Annotated in this window: 19 protein-coding genes and 1 pseudogene; 10 read left to right on the top strand and 10 right to left on the bottom strand. The window is 61.4% G+C overall.

Features of this window, described 5'->3' with window-relative positions:
• Positions 1-64 precede the first annotated feature (64 nt).
• Positions 65-763, top strand: a complete 699-nt coding sequence (trmB, locus tag ACST81_RS21865; RefSeq protein WP_438750543.1) for a tRNA (guanine(46)-N(7))-methyltransferase TrmB — start codon at positions 65-67, stop codon at positions 761-763.
• A 31-nt stretch (positions 764-794) separates the two neighbouring features.
• On the opposite strand, the gene ACST81_RS21860 is transcribed toward trmB, so the two are convergent.
• Both ACST81_RS21860 and ACST81_RS21855 read right to left on the bottom strand, forming a co-directional pair.
• On the bottom strand, positions 795-1,052 hold the full coding sequence (locus ACST81_RS21860) for a DUF1150 family protein (RefSeq protein WP_062582878.1): 258 nt from the start codon (positions 1,050-1,052) through the stop codon (positions 795-797).
• A 140-nt stretch (positions 1,053-1,192) separates the two neighbouring features.
• The gene (locus tag ACST81_RS21855) at positions 1,193-1,624 is read right to left on the bottom strand and encodes an Hsp20 family protein (protein ID WP_438750541.1); all 432 of its coding nucleotides are present in this window, start codon (positions 1,622-1,624) and stop codon (positions 1,193-1,195) included.
• A 154-nt stretch (positions 1,625-1,778) separates the two neighbouring features.
• Between ACST81_RS21855 and ACST81_RS21850 the strand changes: the two genes are divergently transcribed.
• Positions 1,779-2,723, top strand: a complete 945-nt coding sequence (locus tag ACST81_RS21850; protein ID WP_438750540.1) for a nucleoside hydrolase — start codon at positions 1,779-1,781, stop codon at positions 2,721-2,723.
• 89 nt (positions 2,724-2,812) lie between these two features.
• Here the strand turns inward: ACST81_RS21850 and ACST81_RS21845 are convergent, their stop codons facing one another.
• The 4 genes from ACST81_RS21845 to ACST81_RS21830 form a co-directional block, all read right to left on the bottom strand.
• A complete protein-coding gene (locus ACST81_RS21845) occupies positions 2,813-3,058 on the bottom strand; it encodes a hypothetical protein (RefSeq protein ID WP_438750538.1) in 246 nt (81 codons plus the stop codon).
• A gap of 175 nt (positions 3,059-3,233) precedes the next feature.
• The gene (locus ACST81_RS21840) at positions 3,234-5,600 is read right to left on the bottom strand and encodes a methyl-accepting chemotaxis protein (RefSeq protein WP_438750536.1); all 2,367 of its coding nucleotides are present in this window, start codon (positions 5,598-5,600) and stop codon (positions 3,234-3,236) included.
• 285 nt (positions 5,601-5,885) lie between these two features.
• The gene (locus ACST81_RS21835; protein ID WP_438750535.1) at positions 5,886-6,785 is read right to left on the bottom strand and encodes a ribokinase; all 900 of its coding nucleotides are present in this window, start codon (positions 6,783-6,785) and stop codon (positions 5,886-5,888) included.
• Positions 6,786-6,833: 48 nt separating this feature from the next.
• The gene (locus tag ACST81_RS21830; RefSeq protein WP_438750534.1) at positions 6,834-8,033 is read right to left on the bottom strand and encodes a DNA recombination protein RmuC; all 1,200 of its coding nucleotides are present in this window, start codon (positions 8,031-8,033) and stop codon (positions 6,834-6,836) included.
• A gap of 144 nt (positions 8,034-8,177) precedes the next feature.
• Here ACST81_RS21830 and def point away from each other — a divergent pair, with 144 nt between their 5' ends.
• From def to truA, 5 genes and pseudogenes are all read left to right on the top strand, one after another.
• Complete coding sequence (gene def / locus ACST81_RS21825) at positions 8,178-8,702, top strand: peptide deformylase (RefSeq protein ID WP_438750533.1); 525 nt, start codon at positions 8,178-8,180, stop codon at positions 8,700-8,702.
• Between the two features lie 66 nt (positions 8,703-8,768).
• Complete coding sequence (locus ACST81_RS21820) at positions 8,769-9,029, top strand: FitA-like ribbon-helix-helix domain-containing protein (protein WP_438750532.1); 261 nt, start codon at positions 8,769-8,771, stop codon at positions 9,027-9,029.
• A pseudogene (locus ACST81_RS21815) lies at positions 9,026-9,445 on the top strand (type II toxin-antitoxin system VapC family toxin). The gene ACST81_RS21820 and the pseudogene ACST81_RS21815 overlap by 4 nt, the downstream one beginning before the upstream one ends.
• Before the next feature lie 23 nt (positions 9,446-9,468).
• Positions 9,469-10,404 carry a methionyl-tRNA formyltransferase gene (gene fmt / locus ACST81_RS21810; protein WP_438750531.1) on the top strand — a complete coding sequence of 312 codons (936 nt, stop codon included), beginning with the start codon at positions 9,469-9,471 and terminating at the stop codon, positions 10,402-10,404.
• Positions 10,404-11,147: a tRNA pseudouridine(38-40) synthase TruA gene (gene truA / locus ACST81_RS21805; protein ID WP_438750530.1), complete on the top strand. Its 744-nt coding sequence runs from the start codon at positions 10,404-10,406 to the stop codon at positions 11,145-11,147. Before fmt ends, truA begins: the two co-directional genes overlap by 1 nt.
• Here the strand turns inward: truA and ACST81_RS21800 are convergent.
• The 3 genes from ACST81_RS21800 to ACST81_RS21790 all read right to left on the bottom strand — a co-directional run bounded on the left by ACST81_RS21800 (position 11,141) and on the right by ACST81_RS21790 (position 14,029).
• Positions 11,141-11,755: a hypothetical protein gene (locus tag ACST81_RS21800; protein ID WP_438750529.1), complete on the bottom strand. Its 615-nt coding sequence runs from the start codon at positions 11,753-11,755 to the stop codon at positions 11,141-11,143. The two genes, truA and ACST81_RS21800, sit on opposite strands and share 7 nt — an antisense overlap.
• Positions 11,742-12,935 (bottom strand): succinyl-diaminopimelate desuccinylase, encoded by a 1,194-nt coding sequence (dapE, locus tag ACST81_RS21795; protein ID WP_438750527.1) that lies wholly within the window; start codon positions 12,933-12,935, stop codon positions 11,742-11,744. The genes ACST81_RS21800 and dapE overlap by 14 nt, the downstream gene beginning before the upstream one ends.
• A gap of 365 nt (positions 12,936-13,300) precedes the next feature.
• On the bottom strand, positions 13,301-14,029 hold the full coding sequence (locus ACST81_RS21790) for an SDR family NAD(P)-dependent oxidoreductase (RefSeq protein WP_438750526.1): 729 nt from the start codon (positions 14,027-14,029) through the stop codon (positions 13,301-13,303).
• Between the two features lie 192 nt (positions 14,030-14,221).
• On the opposite strand from ACST81_RS21790, the gene ACST81_RS21785 reads away from it, so the two are divergent.
• From ACST81_RS21785 to ACST81_RS21775, 3 genes are all read left to right on the top strand, one after another.
• Positions 14,222-15,130, top strand: a complete 909-nt coding sequence (locus ACST81_RS21785; RefSeq protein ID WP_438750525.1) for an AraC family transcriptional regulator — start codon at positions 14,222-14,224, stop codon at positions 15,128-15,130.
• Between the two features lie 120 nt (positions 15,131-15,250).
• The gene (locus tag ACST81_RS21780) at positions 15,251-16,297 is read left to right on the top strand and encodes an aldo/keto reductase (protein ID WP_438750524.1); all 1,047 of its coding nucleotides are present in this window, start codon (positions 15,251-15,253) and stop codon (positions 16,295-16,297) included.
• Positions 16,298-16,411: 114 nt separating this feature from the next.
• Positions 16,412-17,563, top strand: a complete 1,152-nt coding sequence (locus ACST81_RS21775; protein WP_438750523.1) for a GAF domain-containing sensor histidine kinase — start codon at positions 16,412-16,414, stop codon at positions 17,561-17,563.
• 3 nt (positions 17,564-17,566) lie between these two features.
• On the opposite strand, the gene ACST81_RS21770 is transcribed toward ACST81_RS21775, so the two are convergent.
• Positions 17,567-17,932 carry a DUF805 domain-containing protein gene (locus ACST81_RS21770; RefSeq protein ID WP_438750521.1) on the bottom strand — a complete coding sequence of 122 codons (366 nt, stop codon included), beginning with the start codon at positions 17,930-17,932 and terminating at the stop codon, positions 17,567-17,569.
• Between the last annotated feature and the right edge of the window lie 2 nt (positions 17,933-17,934).

Raw genomic sequence — 17,934 nt, 5'->3', positions numbered from 1 at the left:
ATAAGACTGTAAAGCGGATGTCTCCGGGCGGAGACGTCCGCTTTTATCGTGAAAGACCACTGCCATGACCGACCAGCACCGCAACCGCTCGACCGAAGCCTTCTTCGGGCGCCGCAAGGGCAAACCCCTGCGCGCGCTGCAGGCGACCCATCTGGAGACAGTGCTGCCGGTGCTGCGCCTGTCGCTCGATTCGCCGGCGCCGAACGATATCAAGGCGCTGTTCAGCCATCCTGTCGATCGCGTGCGGCTGGAAATTGGTTTCGGCGGCGGCGAGCACTTGATCCATCGGGCCGTCGAAAGCCCTGCCATGGGCTTCATCGGCGTCGAGCCCTTCGTCAATTCGATGGCGAAGCTCGTGGGGCATATCGAGGAGAAGGGTGCCCGGAATATCCGCTTGCACGACGATGATGCGACGCAGGTGCTCGACTGGCTGCCGGACGCCTCGATCGACCAGATCGATTTGCTCTATCCGGATCCCTGGCCGAAGCGGAAGCACTGGAAGCGCCGCTTCGTTTCCGCCGTCAACCTCGATCGTTTCGCACGGGTGCTGAAGCCCGGCGGCACGTTCTGCTTCGCCTCGGATATCGACGGTTATGTGAACTGGACATTGTCGTTCTGTCGCGATCATGCCGCCTTCGAATGGACGGCGGACAATGCGAGCGACTGGCTGACACCCTATCCCGGCTGGCCGAGCACGCGCTACGAGGCCAAGGCACGACGGGAAGGGCGCAAATCTGCCTATCTGACGTTCCGGCGGCTCTAAACAAAAGCCGGAACGCTATTATCAAGTCGGTTTAGTGCAGGCTGACGGTCCGCAGGTCGTCTTCAGCGGCCTTGAAAAAGGTGCTGGAACGATTGTCGGTCAAGAGGATCGGCGTGCCATCGGCGCCGAAAAGGGCCCAGAGGTCGAGGCCTGGATCCATGTCAGGCGCTTCCGGGAAGACGCGCGACACTTCGTCGGACCGCATCTTGCGGATATAGCCAACTTCACCGGCGCCGAGATGGGCCAGGTCGTTTTTCGACAGGTGCGAGCTGACGTGTTTCAATCCCATGAGTGATACTCCGTGGCTTTACAGAATCACTCGCCAACCAATGACGCGGAAAACTGTAACTCATTGATTCGCTGCACGAAGTTTCAGCCTTTGGGACAAAGCCGGCGCCTGATGCAGCCGGCATTGCTTTGCCGGTTATCCTACTCTGGGACCAAAATATTAATTTTCTTTACCATGCGGACCGGTTCCGGACGGATGAGGTCGACGGAAAGCAAGCCGTTCTTCAATTCGGCCTTCGAGACCTGCATTCCATCGGCCAGAACGAACATGCGCTGGAACTGACGGGCGGCGATGCCGCGATGCAGATAGTCGCGTTCGCCTGTCTCCGCCTGCCGGCCGCGGATGATCAGCTGGTTTTCCTCGGTGGTAACGTCGAGGTCATCCTCGCCGAAGCCGGCGACGGCCAGCGTGATTCGCAGCCGCTCCGGCTCGCCGGATGTCTCATCACGGCGGACGCGTTCGATATTATAGGGAGGATAGCCGTCATTGCCCTTGGCAATCCGCTCAAGGGTCTTTTCCATGGCATCGAAACCGAGCAATAGCGGGCTCGTAAAGGGCGTAATCCGGGTCATACGTTAGTCCTTGGCTGTCAAGCGACCGTTGCACGGGCCTGCGAGGCAGCATCCGCACGGCTCAATATGGTAGCTGTGCGTAGCGAGCGCAAGGCGCTTGCGCCGGGAGGGGAGGCAAATCATAGTCCGCTCGCTGATTTGCAAGGAGACCCGAATGGCCGCGCCGAGAAAGATTATCATCGACACCGATCCGGGGCAGGACGACGCCGCCGCGATCATGCTGGCGCTCGGCAGCCCGGACGAACTCGACGTGCTGGGCATCACCGCCGTCTCCGGCAACGTTCCGGTCGCGCAGACCTCCCGCAATATCCGCGTCGTCTGCGAACTGTCCAACCGCCGGGACATCAAGGTCTATGCCGGCGCCGATCGGCCGCTCAAACGCCAACTGGTGACGGCGGAACACGTGCATGGCAAGACCGGCCTCGATGGCCCGGTGGTGGAAGAGCCGACCATGCCGCTGCAGCCGCAGCACGCCGTCGATTTCATCATCGAGACATTGCTGACCGCAGAACCGGGCACTGTGACGCTCTGCACGCTCGGCGCACTGACCAATATCGCGCTGGCGCTCGACAAGGCGCCGGAGATCGCGCCACGCGTGCGGGAACTGGTGATGATGGGCGGCGGCTTCTTCGAGGGCGGCAACATCACCCCGGCCGCCGAATTCAACATCTATGTCGATCCGGACGCGGCCGAGATCGTCTTCAAGTCCGGTATCCCGATCGTGATGATGCCGCTCGATGTGACGCACCGGGTCCTGACCACCAAGGCACGGGTCGAGAAGATCAAGGCGATCGGCTCGCCCGCGGCCGTCGCCATGGCCGAGATGCTGGAATTCTTCGAGCGCTTCGACGTGGAGAAATACGGTACGGATGGCGGCCCGCTGCACGATCCGACTGTTATCGCCTACCTGCTGCGCCCCGAACTCTTCAAGGGCCGCGACTGCAATGTCGAGATCGAGACACAGTCCGAGTTGACCGTCGGCATGACCGTGGTCGATTGGTGGCAGGTCACCAAGCGCAAGCACAATGCCAAAGTCATGCGCGAAATTGACGACCAAGGCTTTTTCGACCTGCTGACGGAACGCATCGGCCGTCTTTGAGAGGCTGCCTGACCGATTGGATGATACAACAACGGCGCCTGATGAGGGCGCCGTTGTGCATTCGGGGGATAGTCGTAGATTGGATGCAATTACTGGGTCGTCGTTGCCGGTGCTGTTGCCGGCGTGTCGGTGGCCGGCTTGGTGTCGGTCGACGGGGTCTCGACAGCCGGAACGTTGACATTCACGTCGGTATTGCCGCCACCGCCGCCGATATCGATGACGCCGGTAAACATCAGCAAGCCGCCGATGACGACGACTGCCAGAATAACGGCAACCGCCCAGCCTGTATTGCTGCTGCGGCCTGTATTGATAACTGTGGGTCCACGATCAGTCATCTGGAATTCCTCCGGGTTGATAACTATCGGTAAAACGCGAAACCTTCGCGGAAGTTCCGCTGGACATGCCCGTCGAGCGTTCTGCCAGAGAACAATTCAAACAAGCCGTGCAGGCGCCCTCAAATGCGAAACGGCGCCACAGGGGCGCCGTTTGCTTCTTGATCAGTCCAGGACCTCAGAATTCTTCCCAATTGTCCTGTGCCAGCGCCGTGTTGCCGGAGACCTGCGGAGCGGCCTTCTGGACCGGGGCGACGGTGCGGGCGGGAGCCGCCCTTGCGGGTGCGTTGTAGCTTGCCGCCGGAGTCTTGGCAGGCGCCCGCATGCGTTCGGCGGTGCCGCGCAGCATGTCCGCCGAGGTCCCCTGCCGGGTCACCTGGAAGCGCGATACCAGCGTGCTGAGCGAGCGTGCCTCCTCGTTGAGCGTCATGCTGGCGGCCGTGGTCTCTTCCACCATCGCGGCATTCTGCTGGGTTACCTGGTCCATCTGGTTGACCGCCGTGTTGATCTCCTTCAGGCCGACGGCTTGTTCGGAAGCCGAGCCGGAGATCTGACGGATCAGGCCGTTGATCTGGACGACCTGGTCGGCGATCTTCTGCAGCGCGCCACCGGCACGGCCGACGAGATCGACACCGTCGCGAACCTGACCGGCCGAGGTGTTGATCAGGGTCTTGATCTCCTTGGCGGCATTGGCCGAACGCTGGGCAAGCTCGCGGACTTCCTGGGCGACGACGGCGAAGCCCTTGCCGGCATCACCGGCACGCGCCGCTTCGACGCCGGCGTTCAGTGCGAGCAGGTTGGTCTGGAAGGCGATTTCGTCGATGACGCCGATGATGCGGCTGACTTCGCCGGACGACTGTTCGATGCCCTTCATGGCAGCAATCGCCTTCTGGACGACTTCACCGGACTGTTCGGCATCGTTGCTTGCGGTTTCCACGGATTTCGCGGCCACCTTGGCATTGTCGGCGCTGGCATTGACCTGCGAGGTCAACTCATCGAGTGCTGCCGCCGTTTCTTCCAGGCTTGCAGCCTGCTGTTCAGTGCGGTGCGACAGGTCGTTGGCGGCGTTGCTGATTTCGCTGGTGCCGTTGCCGATGTTGACGACCGAGGTGTTGACCGTCTGGATCGTCTCTTCGAGGCTTTCCATGGCCGAGTTGAAGTCGCTCTTCAGCTGCGCATATTCGCCGGGGAAATTATCGGAAATCCGATAGGCGAGATCACCGGACGAGAGATGCGACAGGCCCTTGGCGAGCTTGGCGACGATCTCGCGCTGGGTGGCGTTCGACTGGGCGCGCTCCGATTCCGACTGGCTGCGCTGTTGTTCGGATTGCTGACGCTCATGGCGTGCCTCGGCTTCCAGGCGCTTGGTATCGGCGAGCCGGTGGCGGAAACCTTCCAGCGCCTTGGCGACCGAGCCGGTTTCGTCGGAGCGGTCCTGACCCGAGATCGCTGTCGTGTAGACACCGGTGCTGAGATTGGCGACATCGCTGACGAGGTCGGCGAGCGGCTTCTGAACAAAGCTGCGGACGGCGAGATAGAGCCCGAGAAGCACAGCGCCAAGAACGATCAGGCCACCGATGATCATCATGTAGGTCTGGTCGAGCACCGGAGCGTTGATGGCACTCTGCGGCACGTCGACGAGGACGACCCAGGTGGTGTTCACATCGGGCAGGGAGAACGGATAGACGACACGTTCGAAGGTTTCGTTGCCGTCATAGGTCAGATCGTTGATCATTCCGGGCTGCGACGTGGCCAGCGCGTTCTTGACGACATCGGCGCCGATGCCGTCATAGTCCTTCATCAGCAGGTCCGGGATCGGAGCGACGAGCCACTTGCCGGTCTGGGACAGAAGCGTCACACGGCCGGTGCCGAAGGGATGCATGTCCTTGACCTTATTGGCGAGCGACGTCAGCGAGACGTCAACGCCGCTGACACCGATCAACTTGCCGTTGGAAATGACCGGATAGGCGATCGAGGACATCGAATTGTTGTCGCCCGTCGTCGTCTCGGTGTATGGCGAAGACATCGCTCCCTTCAGGCTCTTGGCGGCCAGCGAATACCATTCGGCGGGATAGTCGGAATCGAAGGTCGAGAAATCGATACCGGTCTTGCCCTTGGTCCAGTAAGGATTGAGCGTGCCGTTCTTGCTTGCGCCGAAATCCTTCTTGCCGGCATAATCGGCGGACTTGCCGTCGAAGGCGTTGGGTTCTTCCGCGAACCAGCTACCGAATGCGAAGGCATTCTTCTCGACATTGGCCTTCAGCATATCGACGATGCCCTTGCGGTCGAGATAGCTGCCCTCGTGACCACGACCGATGACGCCGGCCGTCGAGCGCGCTGCACCGGCCAGTTCGGCAACGTTGCTGGCGATGTCGGAGGCAATCGATTTTGCCTCGGTGCGCGCCTGATCCAGAACCAGCGTCTGAACCCGGTCTTGGGTCTGCGAGATCAATACGAAATTGGACGCAAGCAGGACAAGCGCGATGGTGCCGCCCGTCACTGCGATAAGCTTGGTCGCCAGGGATTTGGCTTGGAACTTGAACATGGATGTCCCCGCATGTGAGAGGCCGCGGGTTTCGATGCCGCGGAATGACGCGATCTGTTGGGAATGCTCCGTCATGGAGCGCCAGATGCCAACCGGCATCACAAGGCCGCCTTTGATCCTGGGCAAGCGAGCCTGAGTAGCTGTTTGATACAGCAGCATTTATTAAAATTAGACCAACGTCACGAACCCAAATCCAGCCATTTTTCTGAAGGACTTACACGGAATATGACATTGACGACGCTTCCTGTTCCGATCGCGCAATGCGGGGCGGAAATTGCCTGCCGGTCAGATCCTGGCATCGACCTCGGCTGCGAGCGGAATGGCCGGCTGGGCGCCGGGCTTCAGGCAGGCAAGCGAGCCCGCGACGGCTGCACGGCGCAGCGCCGCGTCGAAATCGAGGCCGGCATCGAGGCTGGCGGCAAGATAGCCGCAGAACGTGTCGCCCGCGCCGACGGTATCGACCGGCTCGATCTTCAGGCCCTTTGCCTCGTGGAAAGCGCCGTTTCGGATGGCGATCACGCCTTCCGCACCGAGCGTGACGATGATCGTCTGTTTCGTCTCGCCGTGTAGCCGCGTCATTGCATCCCGACGTTCGTCGGCGGAGAGGCCGTCGCGGCCGGCCAGCAGCTCGAATTCCGTTTCATTGGCAACGACGATATCGGCCATGCGTCCGAGGCGGGCGGCATCCGCTGTCAGCGGCGCGATATTCATGATCGAGGTGACGCCCTTCTGCCGGGCGGAAACCAGCGCCTTCTCCACCGCCAGCGCCGGAATTTCCAGCTGCAGCATCAGCGTATCGCCCGCAGCCATCGCTTCGACGGTGGCAACCGCGTCCTGCGCATCGACAGTGCCATTTGCGCTCGCCACGACGACGATGACGTTTTCGCCATCACCACCGACGAGGATATGCGCCGTACCGGTCGGCTCGTCGGCGATCTTGGTTCGTGAAAGATCTGTGCCGGCCTGTTTCATCAGCGCCAGCGCGCCCTCGGCGAAACCATCCGAGCCGACTGCGCCGGCCATGCGGACGGACGCGCCGGCACGGGTCGCGGCGAGCGCCTGGTTGGCGCCCTTGCCGCCGGCGGCTGTCGAAAAACCGGTACCAGCAACGGTCTCGCCCGGCTTCGGCAGGCGCTCCGTGGTGGCGATCAGATCCATGTTGATGGAGCCAAAAACTGTAATCATTGACGCGTCTCCCCGGCAGGCGATTTTGCCGGACAGTGCCCGAGACGGTCAGTCCTCGTCAACCACCCGAAGCTTCAATTGCCCCATGCGATTGTCGAACTCTTTCGGCTCCTGCGGCGAAGGCTGGGCGGGGCTGGCGGTTTCCAGATCGAGCGCCTCGATCCTGCCGCCGCGCTTCTTCAGCTTCTCCGATGAGATGAGGATGTCATCGACATCCTTCTGCGTCGTCAGGAAATGACCGTGCAGCTTGCGTACGCGGTCGTCGAGACGGGTAAGATCCTCCATCAGCCGGATGACTTCCCCCTGGATCAGGTGGGCCTGCTCGCGCATCCGGGCATCGCGCAGGATCGCCTGGATGACCTGGATCGACAGCATCAGCAGGGAAGGGGAGACGATGACGATGCGCGCCTTGTGCGCCCGCTGGACGATGCCTTCGAAATTCTCGTGAATCTCCGCAAAGATCGACTCTGACGGAACGAAGAGGAAGGCCGTCTCCTGCGTCTCGCCGGGGATCAGGTATTTCCCGGCGATATCGCGGATATGCACTTCCATGTCGCGCCGGAACTGCTGGCCCGCCTGACGGCCTGCCTCCGGATTTTCCGCGCCGCGGATCGCGTTCCAACCCTCGAGCGGAAATTTTGCATCGATCACCAGAACCGGCTGGCCGTTCGGCATGCGTACCGTACAGTCCGGTCGTGAGCCGTTCGAAAGCGTTGACTGAAACGCATAGGCGCCCATCGGCAGGCCATCGGCGATGATCGTTTCCATGCGAGACTGGCCAAAGGCGCCGCGCGTCTGCTTGTTGGACAGGATGCTCTGCAGCCCCGCCATGTCCTTGGCCAGAGACTGGATGTTGGTTTGGGCTGTATCGATGACCGCCAGCCGCTCCTGCAGCCGACGCAGGTTCTCATGCGTCGCCTTCGTCTGTTCGGTGATCGAAGCGCCGAGCCGATGGGTCATGCCGTCGATGCGCTGGCTGATCGACTGGTTCAACTCGGATTGGCGCGCTCCGAACACTTCCGCCATTGCGGCGATCCGTCCTTGCATTTCCGTTTGGGCGGCGAGGAGAGCGTTCATCCGCTGCTCGGCATCATCAGCCGATTGCCGCGCGCGACGGCGTCCGAGCACCACGGGAATCCCGGCAAGCAGCAGGATGGCGACGGCGATGAACAGGCACATGCCAAGCGTCACCGGAGTGGTGCCAAGAATGAAGAGGGACTGGTCGAGTGTCAGAATTGTCGGCTCCATCGCTGCAGAATAGGTGGGTTCGTCCTCATTGACCAGATCAAAACAAGAACATTTCTGCGTTTGGGAACTCGAATGGCTGCTTTTGCCGCAAAAATCTTGCAACGGAGAATTCCATCAGCCCGAAAGATCGGTTATGGGAGCCAGATGACCATCAAGCCGCTCATCATCCTTCCCGATCCCATATTGCGCCAGCTGTCCAAGCCGGTCGAGACCATCGACGCCGATGTCCGCCGCCTGGCCGACGACATGCTCGAAACCATGTATGATGCGCCGGGTATCGGCCTAGCGGCCATCCAGATCGGTATTCCACGCCAGATGCTGGTCATCGATGTCGCCAAGGAAGGCGAGGACAAGCAACCGCTGGTCTTCATCAACCCGAAGATCCTGACGTCCTCCGACGAGCGCTCGGTCTATGAAGAGGGTTGCCTGTCTATCCCCGATTATTACGCCGAGGTGGAACGGCCGGCGGAGATCACTGTCGAGTATCTCGATCTCGAGGGCAAGCAGTTGACGGCGAAGGCCGACGGACTGTTGGCGACCTGCCTGCAGCATGAGGTCGATCATCTGAACGGCGTCCTGTTCATCGACCATATCTCCAAGCTCAAGCGCGAAATGGTGATCCGCAAATTCACCAAGGCTGCCAAGACCCGCGGCGCCAAGGCGATCTGACGCATCCGTTGAAAATGCTCGGGCCTGAGACTATGATATCGGTGATATCATGTTGGAGGTCTGGCGATGGGTGATCTTCTTCTTCGTGGCATTGATGATGCGCTGAAAGTTGAGCTGCAGGAAAGTACGCGCCGTAATGGACGTAGCCTCTCGGACGAGGCGATCGTTCAGATACGTTTAGCGTTAGAGCGGGAACAGCATCAAAGCCAGACCGCCGGACAGCGACTTCGCTTTGTCTTGAGCGAGGAACGATTCGAAGAGGAAGAGCTGCGTACTATCGATGGATTTCGCAAGCAGCCTGATCGCAATCCTCCGGACTTCAAATGATCGTTCTGGATACCAATGTCATTTCCGAGTTGCAGGGACGATATCACAGCGAGCGCATCCTCCAATGGCTGGATGGATAAGATAGCGAAGTCGTCTTTCTGACGGCCATTGCGATGGCGGAAATCCATTATGGTATTGCCTTGCTCGACCGTGGAAAACGGCAAGACAGCCTGCGCAAGACATACTCCAGCATTGAGAACGAGTTTTCGGGGCGAATTCTGAGTTTCTCCCAAACCGCGGCTGCGCGCTACGGCACGATTTCTGCCCACCGCCAGAAGGTGGGAAGGGCGATGGAAACCAAGGACGCCATGATCGCCGCGATCTGCCTGTCGCACGGCGCGACGCTGGCCACGCGAAATGTAAAAGACTTCGAGGGACTTGATTTGAAGCTCGTAAACCCGTTTGAAGAGGCCTGATCAGGAACGGGAGTCCGCGCACCGTGTCGCTTCGTATCATTTTCATGGGAACGCCCGAGTTTTCGGTGCCGACGCTGGCAGCGCTGGCGCAGGCCGGCCACAAGATCGTCGCCGTCTACACCCAGCCGCCGCGACCGGGCGGGCGCCGTGGCCTCGACCTGCAGAAATCGCCGGTGCATCAGGCGGCGGAACTGCTTGGCATTCCCGTCCTGACCCCGGTCAATTTCAAGGATGCCACAGACCGCCAGACCTTCCGTGATTTCGATGCCGATGTCGCCGTGGTCATCGCCTATGGCCTGCTGCTGCCGGAGGATATCCTCAATGGAACGCGGCTCGGCTGCTATAACGGCCATGCCTCCCTCCTGCCGCGCTGGCGCGGCGCTGCTCCGATCCAGCGGGCGATCATGGCCGGCGATCATGAGACCGGCATGATGGTGATGAAGATGGACAAGGGCCTCGACACCGGCGCTGTCGCGCTGACCAACGTTGTCGCCATCGGCAGCGAGATGACATCAGCCGAATTGCACGATCGCCTGATGCTGGCCGGCGCGGAGCTGATGAGGCAGGCGATGGACAAGCTCGATGGCGGCGACCTGCCGTTGACGCCGCAGGCCGAGCAGGGCGTGATCTATGCCGCCAAGATCAGCAAGGCCGAGACGCGGATCGATTTTTCGAAGCCTGCGACTGAAGTCCACAATCATATTCGTGGTCTGTCGCCCTTTCCCGGAGCCTGGTTCGAGCTTGAGATCGCCGGCAAGCCCGAACGCGTGAAAGTCCTGTCCTCAGTGGTCGAGACCGCGGGCGGGGAAACCGGAACGGCCCTGTTCGACGATCTGACGATTGCCTGCGGCGATGGTTCGGTGCGCCTGACGCGGCTGCAAAAGGCCGGCGGCAAGGTGCTGGGCGCAGACGAATTCCGGCGCGGCACGCCCATTCCCGCTGGCACAAGGCTTTTCTGATGCCGCGCTTTCGCATGACCGTCGAATATGATGGCTCGAATTATGTCGGCTGGCAGCGGCAGGACAATGGGCCGTCCGTGCAGGGCGCGATCGAAAAGGCGATTGTGGCACTGACCAGGGAGCCTGTTTTGGTCCGCGGCGCGGGGCGGACCGATTCCGGCGTGCATGCGCGTGGGCAGGTGGCGCATGCCGATCTTTCGCGGCAGTGGAAACCGGACACGCTGCGCAATGCCCTGAACGCCTATCTCGGCCAGGCGCGCGAGCAGGTGTCGATCTTGGAGGCGGCGGAGGTGCCGGACGAATTCGACGCGCGGTTCTCGGCGCTGCGGCGGCATTATCTTTATCGCATCATTTCGCGGCCCTCGCCGCTGGCGCTCGAGGCGAAGCGCGCCTGGTGGGTCTCGAAGCCGATCGACCACGAGGCGATGCACGAGGCGGCGCAGATTCTGGTCGGGCGGCACGATTTCACGACTTTCCGCTCGACCCATTGCCAGGCCAACAGCCCCGTGCGCACGCTCGACCGGCTGGATGTCATCCGCAATGGTGACGTGATCGAGATGCGGGCGACCGCACAAAGTTTCCTGCACAATCAGATTCGCTCCTTTGCCGGCACGCTGAAACTGGTGGGCGACGGACGCTGGACGCCGGACGATGTGCGAACGGCTCTGGAAGCGCGCGACCGCAAGGCCTGCGGCCCGGTGGCGCCGCCGGAAGGGCTCTATTTCATGCAGGTCGATTACTGAAGTGCTGCGGCAAAGACTGGCATTACGCCGAAAAGCCGCGGCAGACCTTCGCTCAGCATCAGCGACGGCAGAATCAGCAGGGCGGAAATGGCGGATGCCAGCAGCAACTGATCGTCGGCGATTGTTTTGATCAACCGGAAGATCGCCGTGAAATTCGCGATCAGCAGGATGAAGGACAGGAGATAGGCCAGCCCCTCCGCGCCGGGAATGATCAGCCGGATCGTCAGCGGCACGGCCATGGCATAGACGGTCGGGACGGAAAGCCAGTTGGTCGTGACGATGATCGGGGCGAGCAGATCCGCATAGCCGAGAGGCTTCGCCAGCATCGCTATCAGAACCAGCGGTACGATCCACATCGCAGTATCGACGAGGAGCAGCTTGAAGATGAACAGCAGACCCGTTTCCGTGCCTTGCGGCATCTGTTCGAGATAGAACAGCCGCCATGCGGCCCAGCCGACGGCCATGGCCGGAAGGCACCACAGGATCGCAGCAAACGAGCGCCAGACGCCGGGTGCGGAGATGTCGAGCCAGTCGAAACCGCTCTTGTCGCCGAGGATCAGCAGCCAGAGTCCCTTTAAATAGTATCCGATTTCTTCAATCTGCGGCATGACCGAACCAGCGGCTGATGAAGGTCTCGTAGATGTTGGTCAGTATTTCCAGATCGGCGACCGCGACGCGTTCGTCGACCATATGCATGGTCTGGCCGACAAGGCCGAATTCGACGACCGGGCAATAATCCTTGATGAAACGCGCGTCCGACGTGCCCCCGGTGGTCGAGAGCTTCGGCTCGCGGCCGGTGACGGCCTCGACGGCGCCCGACAGCGAGGCGATCAGGGCATTGTTGCGGGTGAGAAACACGTGGCTCGGGCGCTCGCTCCAGACGATGTCGTATCCGACCGGCGCGCGGCCGGGACGCAGCACGCCGTCGGTGGCGGCGCGGTCGAGCCTTGCGATGATCTCCGCCTTCAGCCGGTCGGCGTCCCAGGTGTCATTGAAGCGGATATTGAAGCTGGCCGACGCCTTCGCGGGGATGACGTTGACGGCCTTGTTGCCGACGTCGATCGTCGTCACTTCCAGATTGGACGGCTGGAAATTGTCGGTGCCGCCATCGAAGGGCGGGTCCATCAGCGCTTGGGTCAACGCGAGAATGCCGCGCACGGGGCTGTCGGCCAGATGCGGATAGGCCGCATGGCCCTGCACGCCGTGCACGGTGATCGTGCCCGACAGTGAGCCTCGGCGACCGATCTTGATCATGTCGCCGAGCGTGTCGGGATTGGTCGGTTCGCCGACCAGGCATGCGTCCCAGCGCTCGCCTCGCGACGCGGCCCACTCGAGCAGCTTGATGGTGCCGTTGATCGCTGGACCCTCCTCGTCGCCGGTGATGAGGAAGGAGATCGAGCCCTTGGGCGGACCGTTGTTTTCGATATGGCGGGCCACGGCGGCGGCAAAGCAGGCGATGCCGCCCTTCATATCGACGGCGCCGCGTCCGTACATCTCGCCATCCGAAATATCGGCCGAGAAGGGGCCGTGCGTCCAGGCTGCCTCGTCGCCCACGGGCACGACATCGGTATGGCCGGCAAACATCAGGTGCGGCCCGTCGGTGCCGATGCGGGCATAGAGGTTGTCGATATCCGGGGTGCCTTCCTCGGTCGCCGTTACCCGGTGCGTGGCAAAGCCCAACGGCTTCAGCATCGCCTCCAGCGCCGTCAACGCCCCGCCTTCGGCGGGTGTGACGGAGGGGCAGCGAATGAGGGTGGAAAGATTGGCGACGGGATCGGTAGCAGTCATCAAACAAGGCCTGTTGTTGTACGGGCTTGGTTTAGCCGATCCATGCCGGGCTGTCACGGGGTGGGCTTGGAGGTTTGCGGTGTCTTTGTCTTGCCTTTGAGCGGGAGGGTTATTGCATCTGGAAAAGTCCCCTCCCCAACCCCTCCCCACAAGGGGGAGGGGCTTAACCGGCCGCCCGGTCCGTCATTGAAAACAAGGGGCTGCGGCAGGATCTCTCCCCCCTTGTGGGGGAGATGGCCGACAGGCCAGAGGGGGGCTTTGTATCCATTGGCGGAAAGGGATGATGATGGCATGGGTTTTCACGGCGGGGATGGGCGGGGAAATTTTTTCGAAGTCACCGCTGATGTGGTTAGACTTCACCACCTCTACCAGCCGCGCCAGCCGGTCGATGCGACCAGTTCGTTGCGGATGAAGGCGACATCGCCGGCGCCAGGGAGTGCGCGACTGCCCGACAACCTGGCGCGGTGATGCAGCAGGCCGGAAAGATGCCGTGCGGACCGTCCAGGTAGCTCGTCAATGGAGAGGTCCAGTGTGTCGAAGCCTGCCGGATCAACCGAGACGACGCGGATGCCGCGCGAAGCGAAATCACTGGCAAGGCCGAGCGTCAGCATGTCGATCGCCCCCTTGATGGTCGCGTGAGTTTCTTCGTCCGGCACGGCGCCGCTGTTTTCCGCCGAGCTCATGTTGATGATCATGCCGCCGCGTCCGTCGAACTGGCGCGCGGCTTCCTGGCACATCAGGAACGTACCGAAGACGTTGACCGCGAAGGCGCGGCCGGCATCTTCCGGTGCTTCGATCGGCTCGACCCGGAAAATGCCGGCATTGTTGACGACGATATCGGGTCGGCCGAAAATTTCCACGGCAGCACGGAAGATGCGCCGGACATCCTGTGCCTTCGACACGTCGCCCTGAACGGCAATTGCGCGGCCCCCGCGCCGGACGATGCCGGCGGCGACCCGGACCGCACCTTCGCTGTCGGCGGCATCGTTGAGCACGACGGCAGCACCTTCGGCGGCAAGCCGGGCAGCGATGCGCGCCGTCGGTCCATTGGCAGCGCCGCTGACGACGGCGATCTTTCCGGTCAATCTTGTCATGGGATCATCCTTGATTCTTCGGACTTCGTTTGTCCGATATCCCAAGCATGCGGCAGACAAGGGCTCATGCGTTACAGCGATCCTGCGAGATTTATATGTGATCCTGCAAATGTGGGGATGGGGGCATTTCACCGCCCACCTTTCGGTACTAGCTTGTGTCGAGCCGCACACACAGCGATCTTGGACAGAAACATGAAGACACAAACTGACAATCTTGGGACAATCGCGGACATCATTTCGCGTCATGTCGAGGGCGAAGGATCGCAGCAGACGATCATCGACAACCTGTTCATCGGGCGCCAGACCGCGCCGACGGTCATGACCCATTCGGCCTATCGCCCGGTTTTCGCGTTGGTCGTCGGCGGTGAGAAAAGCCTCAAACTCGGGCAGGAAATCTATAATTACGGCGCTGGAGACTGCCTTGTCGTTTCCGTCGACCTGCCCGTCAGTTCCAAGACGATCACCGCCAGCCCCGAAAAGCCGCATCTCGGCGTGGCCATGGTGATCGACCCCGACAGGGTCCGCGAAGTGCTGCAGCTCATCGCCGTGCCGGCGGTTGCGGCGACGGCCGGCGGGACACGCGGACTGGCCGTGACCAAGGCGCCACCATCGCTTGTCGACGCGACGCTGCGATATATCCAGCTCCTTGATACTCCAGACGACATTCCGGGCGTTGCGCCGTTGATCGAGCAGGAAATTCTCTATCGATTGCTGACCGGTGTCCATGCGTCGCGGCTGATCCAGATCGCCACCGCCGACAGTCCCGGCAACCGCGTCGCAAGGGCGATCGCCTGGCTGCGCGACAATTATACAAGGCCGCTTCGCATCGAAGACCTCGCTGATCATATCGGCATGAGTGTTTCGTCCCTGCATCACCATTTCAAGGCCGTCACGGCGATGACGCCGATGCAATACCAGAAACAACTGAGGCTTAACGAAGCCCGACGGCTGATGCTGGTGGAAAACATGGATGCGGGCAACGCCGGACACACAGTCGGCTACCAGAGCCCGTCGCAATTCGGACTGGAATATACAAGGCTCTATGGCCTGTCCCCGTTGCGCGACATTGCGGCCCTGCGCATGCAAGTTGCCGCCGAATAGCGCGATCCGTCACGATTCAGATTACTCCGGGCGCTGGCGAGACAGTGTTTGCGCCCTATCTCACGAAGCAACCATACCGGCCCGCATCGGGCTTTCCCCCATGGATAAATGGAGCACACCATGCGTTACAATCAGCTTGGCAAGACCGGCCTGTTCGTTTCGGAAATCTGCCTTGGGACCATGACCTTCGGGCCAGCAAACGAAGGAATGTGGGGTTCGATCGCCGACGTCGACCAAGACGCCGCCGATGGGATCGTCAAACGGTCGCTTGATGCCGGCGTCAATTTCATCGATACGGCGGATGTCTATTCCAACGGCATTTCCGAGGAATTGCTCGGCCAGTCGCTGATCAATCTCGGCGTCGATCGCAAGGATGTCGTGATCGCCACCAAGGTTTACGGCCAGATGGGCGATGGTCCGAATGACCGCGGCGCCTCGCGCGGTCACATCATGGATTCGGTCGAGGCCAGCCTTGATCGCCTGCAGATGGACCATATCGACCTCTACCAGATCCATGCGACCGATCCGGTCACGCCGATCGACGAAACACTCAGGGCGCTCGACGATCTCGTTTCCGGCGGACTGGTTCGCTATATCGGCGTGTCCAACTGGCAGGCCTGGCGGATCGCCAAGGCGCTGGGCATTTCCGAGCGCAAGGGTTTTGCCCAGTTCGACAGCCTGCAGGCCTATTATTCGATCGCCGGCCGTGATCTCGAGCGCGAGATCGTACCGCTTTTGACCGAGGAGAAGATGGGCCTGATGGTCTGGTCGCCGCTGGCCGGCGGCCTGCTCTCGGGCAAGTACGGACCCGGTACTCCAGGCAATGGCGCAGGTCGCCGGGCAAATTTCGACTTCCCGCCGGTCAATACCGACCGCGCCTGGGATTGCGTCGCTGCCATGCGCGAGGTCGCTGCCAAGCACGGCGCCAGCGTTGCCGAAGTGGCGCTTGCCTTCATCCTCGCCAAGCCGTTCGTCACCAGCGTCATTGTCGGCGCGAAGAGGGTCGAACAGTTGGAGGAGAATCTGAAGGCGGTCGACCTGAAGCTGGATGCGGAGGATCTGGAAAAGCTCAACGCCGTCAGCGCCCTGCCGCCGGAATATCCCGGCTGGATGCTGGAACGTCAAGGAGCGGCACGCCGCCCGAAGCCGTTCGAACCCAAGGCATAAGGCCGCAATCGGCGGTCTTTCTGAGGACCTTTCGGGGAGCAGGCTTGCATGTTGGCCGCATTGGACCGACAAGGGATGGTCTGCTCCCTTTATTCTTCAACCGAAAGTAATGCATTGAACGACACTCCCCACGCCGCCGTTGACGTGATTGCGCAGATCAGCGCCGTGCCGACGATACTCGATGTCGTCTGCAAGACGACCGGCATGCGCTTTGCGGCCGTCGCGCGCGTAACGGTGGATCAGTGGATCGCCTGTGGTGTCCAGGATAACCTTGCCTTCGGGCTGGCGCCGGGCGGCGAATTGAAGATCGAGACGACGATCTGCAATGAAATCCGCGACCACCGGAAGCCCGTCATCATCGACAACGTTGCCGAGGATCCACATTACGCCACGCATCACACGCCGCAGATCTATGGGCTGCAGAGCTATATCTCCGTGCCGATCATGCTGGACGACGGCTCCTTCTTCGGTACGCTCTGTGCGATCGACACCGTGCCGCGCACCCTGAATACGCCGGAGATCGCCGGCATGTTCAAGCTGTTCGCCAGTCTGATCGCCTTCCATCTCGACGCCCATGAACGGATCGAGCATGAGCGGCAGGGCAGCGAATTGCGCGAGCAGTTCATCGCCGTGCTCGGCCATGACCTGCGTAACCCGCTGGCCTCGATCGATGCAGGAACGCGGATGCTGCAGCGGACGATCAACGACGACAAGAGCAAATCGATCCTGGGCTTGATGCAGAACAGCATTTCGCGCATGTCGGGTCTGATCGACAATGTGCTCGATTTCGCCCGCGGGCGGATGGGCGGCGGGATCCCGATCGAGCAGGCGGAGGCCGTGCCGCTGCGGCCGGTGCTCGAGCAGGTCATCGCCGAATTGCGGATCGCCAATCCTGAGCGGGTGATCGAAACCAATTTGACGGATGCGCTCGTGCGCTGCGACGAGGGGCGTATCGGACAGCTTTTGTCCAACCTGCTTGCCAACGCGCTGACGCATGGCGATTCTGGAAGCCCAATCCGGGTTCGGTCCGCCGCCGTCAAAGACCGGTTCGAACTGTCGGTCTCCAATGGCGGCGAGCCGATCGCCGACGATGTCGTCAAGGACCTGTTCAAGCCCTTCGTGCGGGCGTCCGACACGGCCAATGCATCGGGATTGGGGCTCGGACTTTATATCGCCTCGGAAATCGCCCGCTCGCACAAGGGCAGATTGCGGGTGACGTCGTCACCTGAGGAAACGCGTTTTACCTTTTCCATGCCGCTGCGGTGAAAGTCACGGGTTGCGGCGAAGGGCCGACTCATCGCGAAGGCCGGGCCACACGCAGAGCACGACGAACATCACAAGACTGAGCACCGGGATGAAAAGGCAGATGGCGTACATGCCGGGATAGCCGACATCGTGCAGACGTTTGATCGTCAGCATGACAATGGAAACGGTGGAGACGAGGCCCATGACGACGAGGGCGAGCGTCCAGAGCGCCAAGGCGATATCGTTGTCCTGGACCGCGAATATGCGTGCGCAGAAAAAGCCGCCGATGACGATCCAGAACAGCCAGCCGAGGAAATAGGGCAGGCGGGATAGACGGCCGGAGGGGCTGAAGAACAGCCAGGTCATGGTCTGCTGCCCCTCCGTCACCATGA

Origin of the sequence: Pararhizobium sp. O133 (assembly GCF_051669845.1) — a bacterium.
In the GTDB taxonomy this organism is placed as follows: Bacteria; Pseudomonadota; Alphaproteobacteria; order Rhizobiales; family Rhizobiaceae; genus Pararhizobium.
Note: the sequence above shows the minus strand (reverse complement) of the source record. Positions and strands in the feature narration are given on the sequence as shown.

What these genes read in the sequence shown, in the direction of transcription:
- trmB (WP_438750543.1), top strand. Translation starts at nt 65, where the DNA reads ATGACCGACCAGCACCGCAACCGCTCGACCGAAGCCTTCTTCGGGCGC.
- ACST81_RS21860 (WP_062582878.1), bottom strand. Translation starts at nt 1,052, where the DNA reads ATGGGATTGAAACACGTCAGCTCGCACCTGTCGAAAAACGACCTGGCC.
- ACST81_RS21855 (WP_438750541.1), bottom strand. Translation starts at nt 1,624, where the DNA reads ATGACCCGGATTACGCCCTTTACGAGCCCGCTATTGCTCGGTTTCGAT.
- ACST81_RS21850 (WP_438750540.1), top strand. Translation starts at nt 1,779, where the DNA reads ATGGCCGCGCCGAGAAAGATTATCATCGACACCGATCCGGGGCAGGAC.
- ACST81_RS21845 (WP_438750538.1), bottom strand. Translation starts at nt 3,058, where the DNA reads ATGACTGATCGTGGACCCACAGTTATCAATACAGGCCGCAGCAGCAAT.
- ACST81_RS21840 (WP_438750536.1), bottom strand. Translation starts at nt 5,600, where the DNA reads ATGTTCAAGTTCCAAGCCAAATCCCTGGCGACCAAGCTTATCGCAGTG.
- ACST81_RS21835 (WP_438750535.1), bottom strand. Translation starts at nt 6,785, where the DNA reads ATGATTACAGTTTTTGGCTCCATCAACATGGATCTGATCGCCACCACG.
- ACST81_RS21830 (WP_438750534.1), bottom strand. Translation starts at nt 8,033, where the DNA reads ATGGAGCCGACAATTCTGACACTCGACCAGTCCCTCTTCATTCTTGGC.
- def (WP_438750533.1), top strand. Translation starts at nt 8,178, where the DNA reads ATGACCATCAAGCCGCTCATCATCCTTCCCGATCCCATATTGCGCCAG.
- ACST81_RS21820 (WP_438750532.1), top strand. Translation starts at nt 8,769, where the DNA reads ATGGGTGATCTTCTTCTTCGTGGCATTGATGATGCGCTGAAAGTTGAG.
- truA (WP_438750530.1), top strand. Translation starts at nt 10,404, where the DNA reads ATGCCGCGCTTTCGCATGACCGTCGAATATGATGGCTCGAATTATGTC.
- ACST81_RS21800 (WP_438750529.1), bottom strand. Translation starts at nt 11,755, where the DNA reads ATGCCGCAGATTGAAGAAATCGGATACTATTTAAAGGGACTCTGGCTG.
- dapE (WP_438750527.1), bottom strand. Translation starts at nt 12,935, where the DNA reads ATGACTGCTACCGATCCCGTCGCCAATCTTTCCACCCTCATTCGCTGC.
- ACST81_RS21790 (WP_438750526.1), bottom strand. Translation starts at nt 14,029, where the DNA reads ATGACAAGATTGACCGGAAAGATCGCCGTCGTCAGCGGCGCTGCCAAT.
- ACST81_RS21785 (WP_438750525.1), top strand. Translation starts at nt 14,222, where the DNA reads ATGAAGACACAAACTGACAATCTTGGGACAATCGCGGACATCATTTCG.
- ACST81_RS21780 (WP_438750524.1), top strand. Translation starts at nt 15,251, where the DNA reads ATGCGTTACAATCAGCTTGGCAAGACCGGCCTGTTCGTTTCGGAAATC.
- ACST81_RS21770 (WP_438750521.1), bottom strand. Translation starts at nt 17,932, where the DNA reads ATGGTGACGGAGGGGCAGCAGACCATGACCTGGCTGTTCTTCAGCCCC.